The organism is Streptomyces sp. TLI_185 (assembly GCF_003814765.1).
Classification (GTDB): domain Bacteria; phylum Actinomycetota; class Actinomycetes; order Streptomycetales; family Streptomycetaceae; genus Streptomyces.
Genome location: NZ_RKRB01000001.1, coordinates 759272 through 773117, shown reverse-complemented (window position 1 = coordinate 773117; position 13846 = coordinate 759272). Strand labels below are relative to the sequence as shown.

Annotated in this window: 15 protein-coding genes; 10 read left to right on the top strand and 5 right to left on the bottom strand. The window is 71.7% G+C overall.

All coding sequences use genetic code 11. The features are described from left to right. Positions 1–178 precede the first annotated feature (178 nt). Positions 179–766: a hypothetical protein gene (locus EDD92_RS49740; RefSeq protein ID WP_185123922.1), complete on the top strand. Its 588-nt coding sequence runs from the start codon at positions 179–181 to the stop codon at positions 764–766. An 82-nt stretch (positions 767–848) separates the two neighbouring features. Here EDD92_RS49740 and EDD92_RS03470 read toward each other — a convergent pair whose 3' ends face one another. Both EDD92_RS03470 and EDD92_RS03465 read right to left on the bottom strand, forming a co-directional pair. Then, positions 849–1487, bottom strand: a complete 639-nt coding sequence (locus tag EDD92_RS03470; protein ID WP_123962937.1) for a CBS domain-containing protein — start codon at positions 1485–1487, stop codon at positions 849–851. Between the two features lie 43 nt (positions 1488–1530). Beyond that, on the bottom strand, positions 1531–1995 hold the full coding sequence (locus EDD92_RS03465; protein ID WP_123962936.1) for a cyclic nucleotide-binding domain-containing protein: 465 nt from the start codon (positions 1993–1995) through the stop codon (positions 1531–1533). A gap of 198 nt (positions 1996–2193) precedes the next feature. On the opposite strand from EDD92_RS03465, the gene EDD92_RS03460 reads away from it, so the two are divergent. After that, positions 2194–2427: a hypothetical protein gene (locus tag EDD92_RS03460; protein WP_123962935.1), complete on the top strand. Its 234-nt coding sequence runs from the start codon at positions 2194–2196 to the stop codon at positions 2425–2427. Between the two features lie 6 nt (positions 2428–2433). On the opposite strand, the gene EDD92_RS03455 is transcribed toward EDD92_RS03460, so the two are convergent. Next, on the bottom strand, positions 2434–4131 hold the full coding sequence (locus EDD92_RS03455; RefSeq protein ID WP_123962934.1) for a SulP family inorganic anion transporter: 1698 nt from the start codon (positions 4129–4131) through the stop codon (positions 2434–2436). A 331-nt stretch (positions 4132–4462) separates the two neighbouring features. On the opposite strand from EDD92_RS03455, the gene EDD92_RS03450 reads away from it, so the two are divergent. From EDD92_RS03450 to EDD92_RS03440, 3 genes are read left to right on the top strand one after another with little or no spacing between them, the layout of a single operon-like run. Next, the gene (locus EDD92_RS03450) at positions 4463–5368 is read left to right on the top strand and encodes a universal stress protein (protein WP_123962933.1); all 906 of its coding nucleotides are present in this window, start codon (positions 4463–4465) and stop codon (positions 5366–5368) included. 25 nt (positions 5369–5393) lie between these two features. Continuing rightward, complete coding sequence (gene adhP / locus EDD92_RS03445) at positions 5394–6416, top strand: alcohol dehydrogenase AdhP (RefSeq protein ID WP_123962932.1); 1023 nt, start codon at positions 5394–5396, stop codon at positions 6414–6416. Between the two features lie 5 nt (positions 6417–6421). Next, on the top strand, positions 6422–7294 hold the full coding sequence (locus EDD92_RS03440; RefSeq protein ID WP_123962931.1) for a universal stress protein: 873 nt from the start codon (positions 6422–6424) through the stop codon (positions 7292–7294). A 14-nt stretch (positions 7295–7308) separates the two neighbouring features. On the opposite strand, the gene ppk2 is transcribed toward EDD92_RS03440, so the two are convergent. Continuing rightward, positions 7309–8112: a polyphosphate kinase 2 gene (gene ppk2 / locus EDD92_RS03435; protein WP_123962930.1), complete on the bottom strand. Its 804-nt coding sequence runs from the start codon at positions 8110–8112 to the stop codon at positions 7309–7311. Between the two features lie 50 nt (positions 8113–8162). Between ppk2 and EDD92_RS03430 the strand changes: the two genes are divergently transcribed. The 5 genes from EDD92_RS03430 (at position 8163) to EDD92_RS50815 (ending at position 12294) form a co-directional block, all read left to right on the top strand. Further along, complete coding sequence (locus tag EDD92_RS03430) at positions 8163–10547, top strand: phosphoketolase (RefSeq protein ID WP_123962929.1); 2385 nt, start codon at positions 8163–8165, stop codon at positions 10545–10547. A gap of 180 nt (positions 10548–10727) precedes the next feature. After that, on the top strand, positions 10728–11321 hold the full coding sequence (locus tag EDD92_RS03425; protein WP_185123921.1) for a hypothetical protein: 594 nt from the start codon (positions 10728–10730) through the stop codon (positions 11319–11321). Between the two features lie 170 nt (positions 11322–11491). Then, complete coding sequence (locus EDD92_RS50825) at positions 11492–11806, top strand: universal stress protein (protein ID WP_260326294.1); 315 nt, start codon at positions 11492–11494, stop codon at positions 11804–11806. Further along, positions 11800–12102 carry a hypothetical protein gene (locus tag EDD92_RS50820; RefSeq protein ID WP_260326293.1) on the top strand — a complete coding sequence of 101 codons (303 nt, stop codon included), beginning with the start codon at positions 11800–11802 and terminating at the stop codon, positions 12100–12102. Before EDD92_RS50825 ends, EDD92_RS50820 begins: the two co-directional genes overlap by 7 nt. Continuing rightward, on the top strand, positions 12103–12294 hold the full coding sequence (locus tag EDD92_RS50815) for a universal stress protein (RefSeq protein WP_260326292.1): 192 nt from the start codon (positions 12103–12105) through the stop codon (positions 12292–12294). It abuts the gene before it with no gap. Positions 12295–12306: 12 nt separating this feature from the next. Here the strand turns inward: EDD92_RS50815 and EDD92_RS03415 are convergent, their stop codons facing one another. Next, positions 12307–13332, bottom strand: a complete 1026-nt coding sequence (locus tag EDD92_RS03415) for a 6-phosphofructokinase (RefSeq protein WP_123962928.1) — start codon at positions 13330–13332, stop codon at positions 12307–12309. Positions 13333–13846: the final 514 nt, after the last annotated feature.

The window sequence follows — 13846 nt, the reverse complement described above, 5'->3', positions numbered from 1 at the left end:
CACGACGATCATCACCTGTCAGGACCGGACGCACTAGGGCCGACCGGCCCCACTCACCGCCACCGTACGCCGACCGGTCTCGTGGCCCGAAGAGGCGGCTGCCTCTCCCGTAGACGGCGATCTGGTGAGACCTTTTAGGTGTGTCCGTCCTCATTGCGCCCGTAAGGGGGTGTGACCGATGCGGAAGGTCAGACGCACGCAGGTCATGGGGTGGCGCTGGCGCAGCAATCCGCTGCGCAGGCACAGCGATGTGGTGGAGGCGTGGATCGTGCTGGCTGCCTGGACGGCCGCGACGGCCGGAGGGGTTGCCGCCGGGGTGGTCGGGGCGCAGGCCGCGGAGCACGTGGTGAACCAGGACCGGGCGGGCCGTCGGCCGGTGTCGGCGGTGGTCGTGAAGACCGTGCCCGGAAGCGGGCGGGACGTCGTCACCGGTGTGCGGTACGACCGGGTGCTGGCGACGGTGCGCTGGAGCGACGGGAAGGGGCCGGCCCGTGCGGGCACGGTGGACGTGAAGCCCACGGCGAAGCCGGGCAGTCGGGTCCGGGCCTGGACGGACGGGCGTGGCCGGCTGGTTGCGGCGCCGGTGAGTTCTACCGAGGCGGCAACGCGTGTGGTGCTGGCCGGAACCGGAGTGGGGCTGGCGACGGGGCTGACGGTTCTCGGCGGCGGAAGGCTGGTGCGGCTGCGCGTGCAGCGGCGGGCCACCGAGCGATGGGGAGCCGAATGGGAGCGGGTCGAACGGGAGTGGGGGCACAGGACAGGCTGAGACGCCTGGCCGACGGCCGGGATGGTGGCGCCGATCAGATCGCCGGGCGGTCCTGTCCGTCGTGTCCGTCGAGCCCGTCGCGTCAGTCGAGCGCGAACTCCACGTCCACGACCCCCTCGACCGCCCGGACCAGGCGCGCGGCCACCGGCACGAGGGAGGTGTCGCGGACCCGGCCGCCGAGCGTCACGACCCCGTCGCGGACCTCGACCCGTACCTCCGAGAGCGGTGTGGTGAACAGATACGAGACGATCTCCCGCCGGACCTCCTCGGCGATCTCGTCGTCGTCCCGCAGGAACACCTTGAGCAGGTCCGCCCGGCTGACGATGCCCTCCAGCCGCCCGCCGTCGTCGACCACCGGCAGACGCTTGACCCGGGCCCGGGCCATCTCCCGCGCGGCCTGCGCGAGAGTGGCGTCCGCTCGGATGGTGAGGGCGGGTGAGGTCATCAGCTCGCCGGCGGTGACCGAGCCCGCCTTCGCGAGGTCCGACAGCCGCCGCAGCTGCGTGTACCGGTCGGGATCGCTGTCGCGGAACTCCTCCTTGGGCAGCAGATCGGCCTCGGAGACGACCCCCACGACCCGGTTCCCGCCGTCCACCACGGGTACCGCACTGACCTTCCGGTCCTGCATGGTCCGCACGATGTCCTTGAAGGCGGCCTCGCGGCCGACTGCGGCGACGGTGCGGGTCATCACGTCACTCACGATGTGCGGGAACGCGTGCACGGCGCCTCCTTGATCGCTTCGGTCCTCGCGGCCGCGGGCGGGTTCACCGCCCGTTGCCGCTGCCGTAGGGGGCGTACAGGTCGAGCAGCCGCACCCGGGCCGCCTGCAGCCGGTGGGCCACGACCTCGCCCACCCAGCGGGCGATGGTCCGTCCGAACGCGGGATCCTCCTCACAGATCGTCCGCACGGTCGTGGCGTCGAACTCGTACGCCCGCACCGGCGAAGCCGCCTCGGCCCCGAGGTGCCAGACGTGAGGGGCGAACAGCCAGGACCAGCCGAGCAGTTCGTTGTGCCCGAGGGACTCGATGACGGCGGCCCGGCGGCCGGGCACGCGCATGTCGAGATCGACGGTGCCGGTGCGGATGATCCAGAACCGGTCGGCGTGGCCGCCCTCCTCGAAGAGCCGGGTGCCCTCGGGGAACGACACCTCCCGGGCGGTCTGCATCAGCCGCTGCCGGTGCTCGGCAGGCAGCGCCCGCGGCAAGCTTGTGGTTGCGGGAGCGTTCATGGCGTGCCTCCACTCAGGCGTACGGAGCTACCACTCCCAGCGTGTGCGCGCGCCCCGGAACGGACCAGGGGCCACCCGGCCCCACGACCGGGCCGACCGGCGGCGCGCTCCACCCCTGTGGCACCCTGTGCCTACCCGCCCGCCCGCAGTTCGATGGTGGTGAGAGAGCCACCCGACAGAGCGGAAAGGGGGAACACCATGCGTACGAGCCTGACTCCGGAGTTCTGGCGGCAGTCCGCCCTTCTCCTGGTGATCGCCATGGCCGTCACCTTCGTGCTCAGCGCGGCACTGGACGCGCTGGTCCTGCGGGCGCAGCAGCGCCGTGCCGCACGGCGGCCGTCGGGCCCGGGGACGAACGGAAGGGCCGGAGCGGCCCGGACGGCCCCGCGCCGGCCGGAGCGGACCGTCATGCGCACGCCCGTGAAGAGCTGACACGGTCTAGCCTCCGCGGCACCACTCCCGATAGGCGGCCACGGCGGTCGGCAGGGTGGGAAAGATCAGGTCCCTGCCCACTGCTTCGGCCAGCCCGTACGCCTCCAGGTCGTCCAGGAGGTCCTGCTTGACCCGCGCGAGGGCGAACACGATGCCGCGCCGGGTGAGTTCGCGGCGCACCTCGTCGACCGCGTCCAGGGCGGTGATGTCCACCTCCACGTTCGCCTCGGTGTTGAGGACGAACCAGCGGACCGGGGTGGTCTGTTCGTCCACCGCGGCCAGGGCCCGGCGGTGGAAGTCCTGCGCGTTGGCGAAGAAGAGCGGGGAGTCGTAGCGGTAGACGAGCAGGCCCGGGACGGTGCGGGCCTGCGGGTAGTCGTCCACGTCGTGCATGCCGGCGACGCCCGGCACCAGCCCCTCGACGGCGTCGTGCGGGCGCGCCACCCGGCTCAGCAGCTCCGCCACGGACAGACCGACGGCTACGATCACGCCGTAGAGAATGTCCAGGGTCAGCACCCCGGCCAGGCAGCCCAGCGCCAGCAGCAGTTCGCGCCGCCGGAAGGAGGCCAGCCGGCGAAAGCCCGCGAGATCGATCATGCGGACGGCGGCGTACACCACGATCGCGCCCAGCACGGCCGACGGCGTGTGGGTCAGCAGCGGGCTGAGGAACAGCAGCACGGCGACGACCGCCAGACCCGCCACCAGCGAGTACGCCTGGCTCCGTGCCCCTGCCGAGGAGGCGAGCGCGGTGCGGCTGGCGCTGCTGCTCACCGGAAAGCCGTGCAGACAGGCGGCCCCGAGATTGGCCGCGCCGAGGGCCAGGAACTCCTGGTTGGCATCCAGTTCCGAGCCGTCGTCGTCGGCAGCGGTGAAGCCTCGGGCGGTGAGGATGAAGTCGGTGTAGGCGACCAGGAGGACGCCGAGGGCGGGCAGCACCAGGTCCGGCACTTCCGTCAGGTCCGGAAGGGCGAAGTCGGGCAGGCCCGCCGGGACCGCGCCGATCACCTTGATGCCGTGCCGGCCGTCCAGGTCGAAGACGGCCACTGACGCGGTGCCCAGCACCAGGACCAGCAGCGGTCCGGGCGCCAGCGGGAGCCATCGCCGGACCGCGAACAGGAGCACGATCGTGACGGCGGAGAACACCACCGTGGCCGGGTGGGCCTGCCCCAGGTGCCGCAGGAAGGACCACAGCAGGGGGAAGAACGTCGAGCCTGTTGTCGGTACCCCGGTCAGCTTGGGCAGCTGGTCCACGACCATGATCAGGGCCACACCCGCCAGATAGCCGATCAGGACGGGACGGGACAGCAGGTCGGCGACGAAGCCCAGGCGCAGTACCCGCGCGGCCAGGCACAGCAGACCGACCGTGGCCGCGAGTGCGGTGGCCAGCGTGGCGTAGCGGCCCGGGTCGGAACCGGCGAGGGGAGCCACCACGGTGGCCGTCATCAGCGCGGCCGTCGTCTCGGGGCCCACCGACAGCAGCCGTGACGTGCCCAGCAGGGCGTACAGCGCGAGCGAGGGCAGGATCGACCACAGCCCCACAACCGGCTGCAGTCCGGCCACGCTTGCGTACGCCATCACCTGCGGCACGAGATAGGCGGCCACCGTCACCCCGGCCAGCAGGTCGCCGCGCAGCCAGGAACGGCGGTATCCGCTCAGCGCGGCGATCCCGGGCGCCGCACGGCGCCACCGCGAAGCCTGCGCCATGGATCTCCTCTCGCCGCCTGCCTCAAGAATCCACTGCGGTGCCGCCGACCGCGAGAGTTTCCGCCCCGGTGGTCCAACAGGACATATGGAAGGGGCCGTTCAGCCCCCTCGAGACCGACCTTCGGCCTCGGGCCACGACGGCGGGTCGGTAGCAGGGTGGACGTGGCGGTGGCAGAGCATGCCGACCGCGGGAGCGTGGCGGACCCCGTGCAGGGGCCCGCCACGCGAGGGCGTTGGGCCGCTCGGCCCCGGCCGGGGACATGCGGCCCCTGCAGCACCGACCACCACTGATCCGACGATGGATGCGGATCCCCGATCAGGAGGAAGAATCATGGCGCGCACCGTTGTCGCAGGCCTGGACGGCTCGCCCGAGAGCCGCGCCGCGGTGGAGTGGGCGGCCCGCGAGGCGAAGCTGCGCGGCCTGCCGTTGAAGATCGTCCATGTGTGGGAGCCGGTGCCGGAGCCCATGGCCCAGGCCCCGCTGCTCGGCCCGGAGACGCTGCAGCACTGGACCGAACGGATCCCGCGCGAGACCGCCGAGGGCGCCCGGATGCGCCACCCCGGAGTGCAGGTGACCGTGGAGCAGCTGACCGGCCGGCCCGCCGACGTGCTGGCCAAGGAGGCCGAGGACGCCGAACTGCTCGTGCTCGGCTCCCGCGGACTCAGCGGCCTCGGCGGGTTCCTGATCGGCTCCGTCGGCCACTCCGTCCTCGCACACGCCCGGCGTCCTGTGGTGCTGGTCCGGGCCGGCGAACAGGCCGCCGACGAGCACGAGCCGGACCCGGTAGGCATCCCTTCGGCGGCCACCGGGTACCGGCCCGTCGTCCTCGGCCTCGACCCCACCGACCCGGACGACTCGGTGATCGGATTCGCCTTCGACGAGGCGACCCGGCGCTCCGCCGTACTGCGGGTCCTGTACGGCTGGAACCTGCCGCCGTACTACACCTACGGCCTGGCCGCCGACCCGGACTACCACAACGAGATCATCCGGCAGCAGTGCGCCGCCCTGGCCGAGGCCCTGCGCCCCTGGCGCCAGAAGTACCCGGACGTGGACGTGGTGGAGGAGTCCCGGGCCGGCAGCGCCGCCGACCACCTGACCGACGCCTCCCGGGACGCCTCGCTGGTCGTCGTCGGCCGCCGCATCCGCCGCGGGCCGGTCGGCCTCCACATCGGCCCCGTCACGCACGCCGTCCTGCACCACGCCGCCGCCCCCGTCGCGGTCGTGGCCCACAACTGACGTCCGTCACTGAGGAGTTGACCCCATGAAGGCAGCGGTCGTACGAGCCTTCGGCGAGCCCCTGGTCATCGAGGAGCGCCCCGACCCCGAACCCGGCCCCGGCCAGGTCCGCATCCGTGTCGAGGTCTCCGGGCTGTGCCACACCGACATCCACGCGGCGCACGGCGACTGGCCGGTGAAGCCCACCCCGCCGTTCGTGCCCGGTCACGAGGGCGTCGGCCTGATCGAGAAGCTCGGCGACGGCGTCACCCACCTGAGCGTGGGGGACCGGGTCGCCGTGCCGTGGCTCGGGAGGGCCTGCGGGCGGTGCGAGCACTGCCTGTCCGGCTGGGAGACGCTGTGCGAGCACCAGATCAACACCGGCTACGGCTGCGACGGCGGATACGCCGAGAAGATGCTGGCCTGGGCCGACTTCGCGCAACCGGTGCCCGAGGGCGTCGGCGCCGTCGAGGCCGCCCCACTGACCTGCGCCGGCGTCACCACGTACAAGGCACTCAAGGTCGCAGGCGTCCAGCCGGCCCAGCTCGTCGCGATCTCCGGGATCGGCGGCCTCGGCCACCTCGCCGTCCAGTACGCGAAGATCGCCGGAGCCACCGTCGCGGCGATCGACGTCACGGACGAGAAGCTCGAACTCTCCCGGGAACTCGGCGCGGACCTCGTCATCGACGCCCGCAAGCAGGACGTGGGCGAGGTGCTGAGGCAGCACGGCGGCGCCCACGCGGCGATCGCCCTGGCCGTGAACGAGGCCGCGTTCACCGCCGTGAACTCCGGGTTGCGGCGGGGCGGGAAGCTGGTGATGGTGGCACTGCCGGCGCACGGCACCATCCAGGTCCCGATCTTCGACACCGTCCTGAACGGCACCTCGGTGATCGGCTCGATCGTGGGCACCCGTCAAGACCTCGCCGAGGTCTTCCAACTGCATGCGGCGGGCCGCACCAGGGTCATCCACGAGACCCGCCCGCTGGCCGCGGTCAACGAAGCCATCGACGAGGTGCTGCGCGGGCAGGTCAAGGCCCGCATCGTGTTCGACCTCGGTACGGGAAGGTGAGGACGATGGATCTCCCTCTGGTCGTGGGCGTGGACGGCTCCGAGCCGAGCCTGCGTGCCGTCGACTGGGCGGCCGACGAGGCCGTGCTGCGCGGGGTGGAGCTGCGGGCCGTGTACGCCTCGCTGTGGGAGCGCTACGAGGGCACCGCCCTCGCCACGGACCTCGGGAAGCCGTCCGAGGCCGTGCTCGCCCAGGACGTCGTCGACCTAGCGGCCCGGCGGGCGCACGAGCGCCATACGGACCTGAAGGTGACGCCGGCGGTGCTGGCGGAGGAGCCCGAGTACGCCCTGGTGCACGAGGGGCGTCAGGCCTCCGCGCTGGTGGTGGGCAGCCGTGGCCGCAGCGGCGTCGCGGAGTTTCTGCTTGGTTCCGTCAGTCTGTCCGTGGCCGCGCACGCCGACTGCCCGGTGATCGTGCTGCGCGGCAGCCACGACAAGCAGGCGGTGCCGGGCACTCAGCGCCGTGTCCTCCTCGGCGTCGGCGAGGACGGGGCCGAGTCGTCGGCCGTGCGCTTCGCCGTCGACGAGGCGCGCCGCCGCGGTGCGCGCCTGGAGGCCGTACGAGCCTGGCGGTGCCCCGCGCACGAGAGCACCGACCACCCGCTCATGGCCGGGGAACCCGCCCGGCTGCACGAGGAGCGGGCCGTGGCCGCGCTGGAGAAGGCGCTGCTCGACGTGCCGGCGGACGCCGACGTGCACCGCCGCACCGTCGAGGGCCACGCCCGCAGGGTCCTGGCGGACCTCTCGCACGGCGCCGACCTGCTGGTCGTGGGGGCCAAGCGGCGCGAGGGGCGCTTCGGGCTCCAGCTCGGCCGCGTCGCCCACGCGGTACTGCATCACTCCGCCTGCCCCGTCGCCGTCGTACCGCAGCGGGCGTGAGCGCCGTGACCGGTTTACAGGTTCGCTGCGTGATCGGGGACGTACGTCTGCAGGTCACGCGGCGAGCGCTGGTAGCCGGTCGAGTCCGGCCGGTCCGGCAGCTCCAGCACCGGGGGCGGCACATCGTGGTACGGCAGGGAATCCAGCAGATGGGCGATCATGTTCAGCCGTGCCCGGCGCTTGTCGTCGCTCTCCACGACGAACCAGGGCGCCTCGGTGATGTCGGTGTGCACCATCATCTCGTCCTTGGCCCGGGAGTACGCCTCCCAGCGGGTGATCGACTCCAGGTCCATCGGCGACAGCTTCCAGCGCCGCAGCGGGTCCTCCAGCCGGCGCCGGAAGCGCTCCTGCTGTTCGGTGTCGCTCACCGAGAACCAGTACTTGCGCAGCACGATCCCGGCCTCCACCAGCATCCGCTCGAAGATGGGGCACTGCCGCAGGAAGAGCTGGTACTCCTCCTTGGTGCAGAAGCCCATCACATGCTCGACCCCGGCCCGGTTGTACCAGGACCGGTCGAACAGCACGATCTCCCCGGCGGCCGGCAGATGCTCGATGTACCGCTGGAAGTACCACTGGGTGCGTTCACGCTCGGTCGGTTTCGGGAGGGCCGCGATCCGGGCGACGCGGGGGTTGAGGTGTTCGGCGACCCGCTTGATGGTGCCGCCCTTGCCGGCCGCGTCCCGTCCCTCGAAGACGACGACGAGGCGGGCGCCCTCCGCACGCACCCACTCCTGCAGCTTCACCAACTCCGTCTGCAGGCGGAGCAGTTCCTTCTCATACGTCTCGCGCGGCACCTTCGCCGCCTTCTTGCCGGCCATGCCGCCTCCACTGCCCCGTTGACCTACGCCGATGACTTCCGGAGCCCCTGATGCCCAAGGTCGAACACCAGAACAGCAGCACCGTACTGACCGACGACGAACTGCGCACCCTGGACGCGCGCTGGCGTGCCGCCAACTACCTGTCCGCCGGACAGATCTACCTCATGGCCAACCCGCTGCTGCGCGAACCGCTGCTGCCGGAGCACATCAAGCCGCGGCTGCTCGGTCACTGGGGCACCTCGCCCGGTCTGAATCTCGTCTACACCCACCTCAACCGCGTCATCAAGGCCCGCGGCATCGACGCTCTGTGCATCTGGGGGCCCGGCCACGGTGGGCCGTCCGTGCTGGCCAACTCCTGGCTGGACGGCACCTACAGCGAGACGTATCCGGACGTCGGCCGCGACGGGGCCGGCATGGACCGCCTGTTCCGCCAGTTCTCCTTCCCCGGCGGTGTGCCGAGCCATGTGGCGCCGGAGACCCCCGGCTCGATCCACGAGGGCGGTGAACTGGGCTACTCGCTCTCGCACGCCTACGGGGCGGCCCTGGACAACCCGAACCTGCTGGTCGCCTGTGTGATCGGCGACGGCGAGGCGGAGACCGGACCGCTGGCCGCCTCCTGGCACTCCAACAAGTTCCTCGACCCGGTCCACGACGGGGCCGTGCTGCCGATCCTCCACCTCAACGGCTACAAGATCGCCAACCCGACGGTGCTCGCGCGGCTGCCCGAGTACGAGCTCGACGAGCTGCTGCGCGGCTACGGCCATGCGCCGATCCATGTCAGCGGCGACGACCCGGCCACCGTCCATCGCGCGATGGCGGAGGCAATGGACGACGCGCTGGACCGCATCGCCGCGCTCCAGCAGTCGGCCCGCGAGGACGGCGTGGCGGAGCGCTCGCACTGGCCGGTGATCGTGCTGCGCACCCCCAAGGGCTGGACCGGGCCCGCCGAGGTCGACGGGGTGCCGGTCGAGGGCACCTGGCGTGCCCACCAGGTGCCGCTGGCCGGCGTACGCGAGAACCCGGAGCACCTGCGGCAGCTGGAGGCGTGGCTGCGCTCGTACCACCCGGAGGAGCTCTTCGACGCCGACGGCCGGCCGGTCGCCGACGCCCTGGCCTGCGTCCCCGAGGGGGCCAGGCGTCTGGGCGCCACCCCGCACGCCAACGGCGGCCTGCTCCTGCGCGACCTGCCCGTCCCGTCCCTCGACCGGTTCGCTGTGCCGGTGGACAAGCCTGGCGCGACCCTCCACGAGCCCACCCGGATCCTCGGCGACCTCCTCGCACAGGTCATGCACGACACCTCGACCCGCCGCGACTTCCGGGTCGTGGGCCCCGACGAGACCGCCTCCAACCGGCTGCAGGCCGTCTTCGACGCCAGCGGAAAGGCCTGGCAGGCCCAGCTCCTCCCGGTCGACGAACACCTCGACCGGCACGGCCGCGTGATGGAGATCCTCTCCGAACACACCTGCCAGGGCTGGCTGGAGGGCTATCTGCTCACCGGCAGGCACGGCCTGTTCTCCTGCTACGAGGCCTTCGTGCACATCGTCGACTCGATGGTCAACCAGCACATCAAATGGCTGAAGACATCCAGGCAGTTGCCGTGGCGCGCACCGATCGCCTCCCTCAACTACCTGCTCACCTCGCACGTGTGGCGCCAGGACCACAACGGCTTCTCCCACCAGGACCCCGGCTTCGTCGACCACGTCCTGAACAAGAGCCCCGAGGTCGTACGGGTGTACCTGCCACCGGACGCCAACACGCTGCTGTCCGTCGCGGACCACGCACTGCACAGCCGCGACTACGTCAACGTGATCGTGGCCGGCAAGCAGCCCTGCTTCGACTGGCTGTCCATGGACCAGGCCCGCACCCACTGCGCACGCGGAGCAGGCATCTGGGAGTGGGCGGGCACCGAGAACGGAGGCGAACCGGACGTCGTCCTCGCCTGCGCCGGGGACGTCCCCACCCAGGAGGTGCTCGCCGCCGCCCAGCTGCTGCGCCGGCACCTGCCCGCCCTCGCGGTCCGCGTGGTCAACGTCGTCGACATGGCCCGCCTGATGCCGCGCGAGGAGCACCCGCACGGCATGAGCGACTTCGAGTACGACGGCCTGTTCACCAAGGACAAGCCGGTGATCTTCGCCTACCACGGCTACCCGTGGCTGATCCACCGGCTCGCCTACCGGCGCACCGGCCACCAGAACCTGCACGTGCGCGGCTACAAGGAGTCCGGCACCACGACCACGCCGTTCGACATGGTCGTCCGCAACGACCTGGACCGTTACCGGCTGGTCATGGACGTCATCGACCGCGTGCCCGGGCTGGCGGTGCGCGCAGCGGCCGTGCGCCAGCGCATGGAAGACGCGCGCCTGCGCCACCACGACTGGATCCGCATCCACGGCACCGACCTGCCGGAGGTCGCGGACTGGACCTGGAGCGGCTGAGCGGGGACTTCTCGACAGGGACCGATCGGCCCATGCGTTCCCGGCCGCCGTGACCGAGCCTGGAAGAAGGCGACGTCCCTCCGTGACGTCCGCCGCGTCGGCGCGAGGCACGAGGAGGCGCAGTCACCGCACGGGAGATCTTCGAGTCGAGAGACAAGAGAGACAAAGGGGTGTCGGGCCATGGCACTGACGCGTCCCACCCGGTTGATGAAGGTGCGGTTCTGGCGGTGGCGGAACAATCCGCTGCGTCGGCACAGCGACGTCGTGGAGGCCTGGATCGTCCTGGCCACCTGGATCATCGCCCTGGTGGGCGGCCTGCTCGCGGGCTTTGCGGCGGATGCGGCCATGCAGGACAGCCTCGCCGTACGACGCGCTGAAGTGCACGCCGTGCCGGCCGAACTCACCCGGAATGCGGACAGGACCGCGTACGTGTCGACAGACGGTGGTGACACGGTGTGGGGGAAGGTGCGCTGGAGGGCCGCCGACGGGACCACGCACACCGGCCTGACAAGGGTCGACCCGAGCAGCACCGCGGGCACCTCGGTCTCCGTGTGGATCGACAGCCGGGGCGGCTTGGCCGTCAGGCCTCCCACCGAGGGGGCGGCGCGCCTGCAGTCGGCGCTGACGGGTGCGCTGGCCGCGGCGGGTGCCGGAGGCGCAATCCTGTGCTGCGGACGACTGACACGGCAGCGGCTCGACCGGCGGCGCCTGCGCGCCTGGGAGGCCGAGTGGGAGCGCGTCGGACCCCAGTGGCGGAAGAAGATGACCGGATGACCGGATGACCGGGGCCTGTGGCCGCCGAGGGCTGGACGGTCTCCCGCCAGGACCGCCAGGACCGCCAGGACCGCCAGGACCGCCGGGAGTCGCCGTGGAACAGTGGAAGAGCGGTCACGGGGGGTGCCGGATCCGCCCGCCGGGGTGCACGGCGGGCGAAGGAGGACGACATGAGTCTCCCTGTCATGGCGGGCATCGACGGGTCCGAACGCAGCCTGGAAGCGGCCGACTGGGCCGCACGGGAAGCGGCGCTGCGTGACGTTCCGCTGCGTCTCGTGCATGCCTCCCCACCGCTTCCGGGCGATGCGGTCCCGGCCTCGGCCGTGGAAACGTTGCACCACGTGGGGGAGCGCATGCTCCAGCGGACCATCGCCGACCTCGCCGCCCGGCACCCGGACCTCCAGGTACAAGGAGAGCTGACCGCCGACGGCCCGGCCGTGGCACTGCTCGCCGCTGCGCGCAGCGCCGGGCTCCTGGTGTGCTGATCCCCGCACAGCCCGCAGGGGGCTTCGGCGACGGGACGCGGGTGCCGGGTGGTCCCGCCGAGGTGGTGGTGGGCCTGGACGCGCACCGCCCGGCCGGTGAGGTGGCCGATTTCGCGTTCGCAGCCGCCGAGGCGCGTGGGGCGCGGCTGCGGGCCGTGCAGGCCTGGGCCTTTCCCGCCGAGGCCGTGTCGCCCCGCATGCTGTTCGTGACCGGGGAGGACCGCGCCGGCTGGGAGGACCAGGAGGTCCTGCGGCTCTCCGACGCCCTGCGGGTATGGCAGGACAAGTATCCGTAGGTGACGGCCCGCACCGATGTGGTCCTGCTGCATCCCGCGCAAGCACTTCTGAACGCGTCTCGGGGCGCGGAGCGGCTCGTGGTGGGCCGCCGCACCGATTCGCGGGCGTCCGAGGGCCGACTGGGGCCGGTCGCCGACGCCGTGCTGCACCACTGCCGCTGCCCCGTGGCGGTCGTCCCGCACACCGGCTGACCGGGCAGGGCCTCAGCCGAAGAACACCTGGAACTCGTCGTACAGCGAAGGATCCACCAGCTTGGTGCGCGCGGTGGCCTCGGCGAGGGGAATACGGGTGATCTCGGTGCCGTGCAGGGCCACCATCATGCCGAAGTCACCGTCGTTGACCGCGTCGACGGCGTGCAGCCCGAAGCGCGTGGCGAGCCAGCGGTCGAAGGCGCTGGGGGTGCCGCCGCGCTGGATGTGACCGAGTACCGTGGTGCGGGCATCCGTGCCCGTGCGCTGCTCGATCTCCTGGGCCAGCCACTCGCCGATGCCCGACAGCCGCACATGGCCGAACTCGTCCAGTGTCCGGTCCTTGAGGATCATCCGTCCGTCCTTGGGGACGGCCCCCTCGGCCGCCACGACGATCGGCGCGTAGTTGATCCTGAACCGGCTCTTCACCCATGCACACACCTGGTCGATGTCGAAGGGCCGCTCCGGCACGAGGATCACGTTGGCTCCGCCCGCCACACCGGCCTGCAGCGCGATCCACCCGGAATGCCGGCCCATCACCTCCACCACCAGGGTTCGCATGTGCGACTCGGCAGTGGTGTGCAGACGGTCGATCGCCTCCGTCGCGATCCCGACGGCCGTGTCGAAGCCGAAGGTGTAGTCCGTACCGGACACGTCGTTGTCGATGGTCTTCGGCACGCCCACCAGATCGATCCCGTGACGGCTCAGTTGGGTGGCCACACCGAGCGTGTCCTCACCGCCGATCACGACGAGCGCGTCCACATCGTGCGCGGCCAGGGTCTCCTGGATGCGCTGCACCCCGTCCTCGTGCTTGAACGGGTTGGTGCGGGAGGAGCCGAGGATGGTGCCCCCGCGGGGAAGGATCCCGCGCACTTCGGGGATGCCCAGTGGCACCACGTTGCCCCGCAGCGCACCGAGCCAGCCGTCGCGGAGACCGACGAAGTCGAAGCCGTACTCCTGGACGCCCTTGCGGACGACGCTGCGGATCACGGCGTTGAGACCGGGACAGTCGCCGCCGCCGGTCAGCACTCCCACCTTCATGGCTTTGCTCACCTCTGCAGACGTGAACTCCAAGCGTGGTTCGGCTCCCTCTCCATCATGAGCGACGGTGGTCCGTTGACGCACCTGCACAACCTCGATGACGGGGACCAGGCTGTTCGCCTCGATGGACCCTGCTCTGGCAGCAGGTGCAGGAACGCGACCTGACCGTTGGCCGGGTCACCCACGTCTCGCCGGTGTATCTGATGGCGGCCGCCACTCACCCGTACGCCGGACGCGACTCGATCCGGCTGGAGGACCTCGGCGACCACTGCTCCTTCCCTCCCCGGCAGCTCCCTGCCGGGGAGGCCTCGAAGCGTCCTTCCAGCCGTTCCACACCCCCGCGGGCCGTCCGATCCCGCGCGGCCCCGTGCCCACCACCCGGCACGAATCGCCGGCCATCGAGGCCGCGGACAGGGGAGTGGTCGGCGTCGCAGCCGAAGCCGTCCGCTTCCACCCATGGCCCGGCCTCGCCTTCATACCCGTCGAGGACGCCGAACCCGTCCCCTGGGCCCTC

Excerpts from the sequence above, each read along its gene's own strand:
- EDD92_RS49740 (WP_185123922.1), top strand. The coding sequence starts at position 179 with ATGCGGAAGGTCAGACGCACGCAGGTCATGGGGTGGCGCTGGCGCAGC.
- EDD92_RS03465 (WP_123962936.1), bottom strand. The coding sequence starts at position 1,995 with ATGAACGCTCCCGCAACCACAAGCTTGCCGCGGGCGCTGCCTGCCGAG.
- EDD92_RS03460 (WP_123962935.1), top strand. The coding sequence starts at position 2,194 with ATGCGTACGAGCCTGACTCCGGAGTTCTGGCGGCAGTCCGCCCTTCTC.
- EDD92_RS03455 (WP_123962934.1), bottom strand. The coding sequence starts at position 4,131 with ATGGCGCAGGCTTCGCGGTGGCGCCGTGCGGCGCCCGGGATCGCCGCG.
- EDD92_RS03450 (WP_123962933.1), top strand. The coding sequence starts at position 4,463 with ATGGCGCGCACCGTTGTCGCAGGCCTGGACGGCTCGCCCGAGAGCCGC.
- adhP (WP_123962932.1), top strand. The coding sequence starts at position 5,394 with ATGAAGGCAGCGGTCGTACGAGCCTTCGGCGAGCCCCTGGTCATCGAG.
- EDD92_RS03440 (WP_123962931.1), top strand. The coding sequence starts at position 6,422 with ATGGATCTCCCTCTGGTCGTGGGCGTGGACGGCTCCGAGCCGAGCCTG.
- ppk2 (WP_123962930.1), bottom strand. The coding sequence starts at position 8,112 with ATGGCCGGCAAGAAGGCGGCGAAGGTGCCGCGCGAGACGTATGAGAAG.
- EDD92_RS03430 (WP_123962929.1), top strand. The coding sequence starts at position 8,163 with ATGCCCAAGGTCGAACACCAGAACAGCAGCACCGTACTGACCGACGAC.
- EDD92_RS03425 (WP_185123921.1), top strand. The coding sequence starts at position 10,728 with ATGGCACTGACGCGTCCCACCCGGTTGATGAAGGTGCGGTTCTGGCGG.
- EDD92_RS50825 (WP_260326294.1), top strand. The coding sequence starts at position 11,492 with ATGAGTCTCCCTGTCATGGCGGGCATCGACGGGTCCGAACGCAGCCTG.
- EDD92_RS03415 (WP_123962928.1), bottom strand. The coding sequence starts at position 13,332 with ATGAAGGTGGGAGTGCTGACCGGCGGCGGCGACTGTCCCGGTCTCAAC.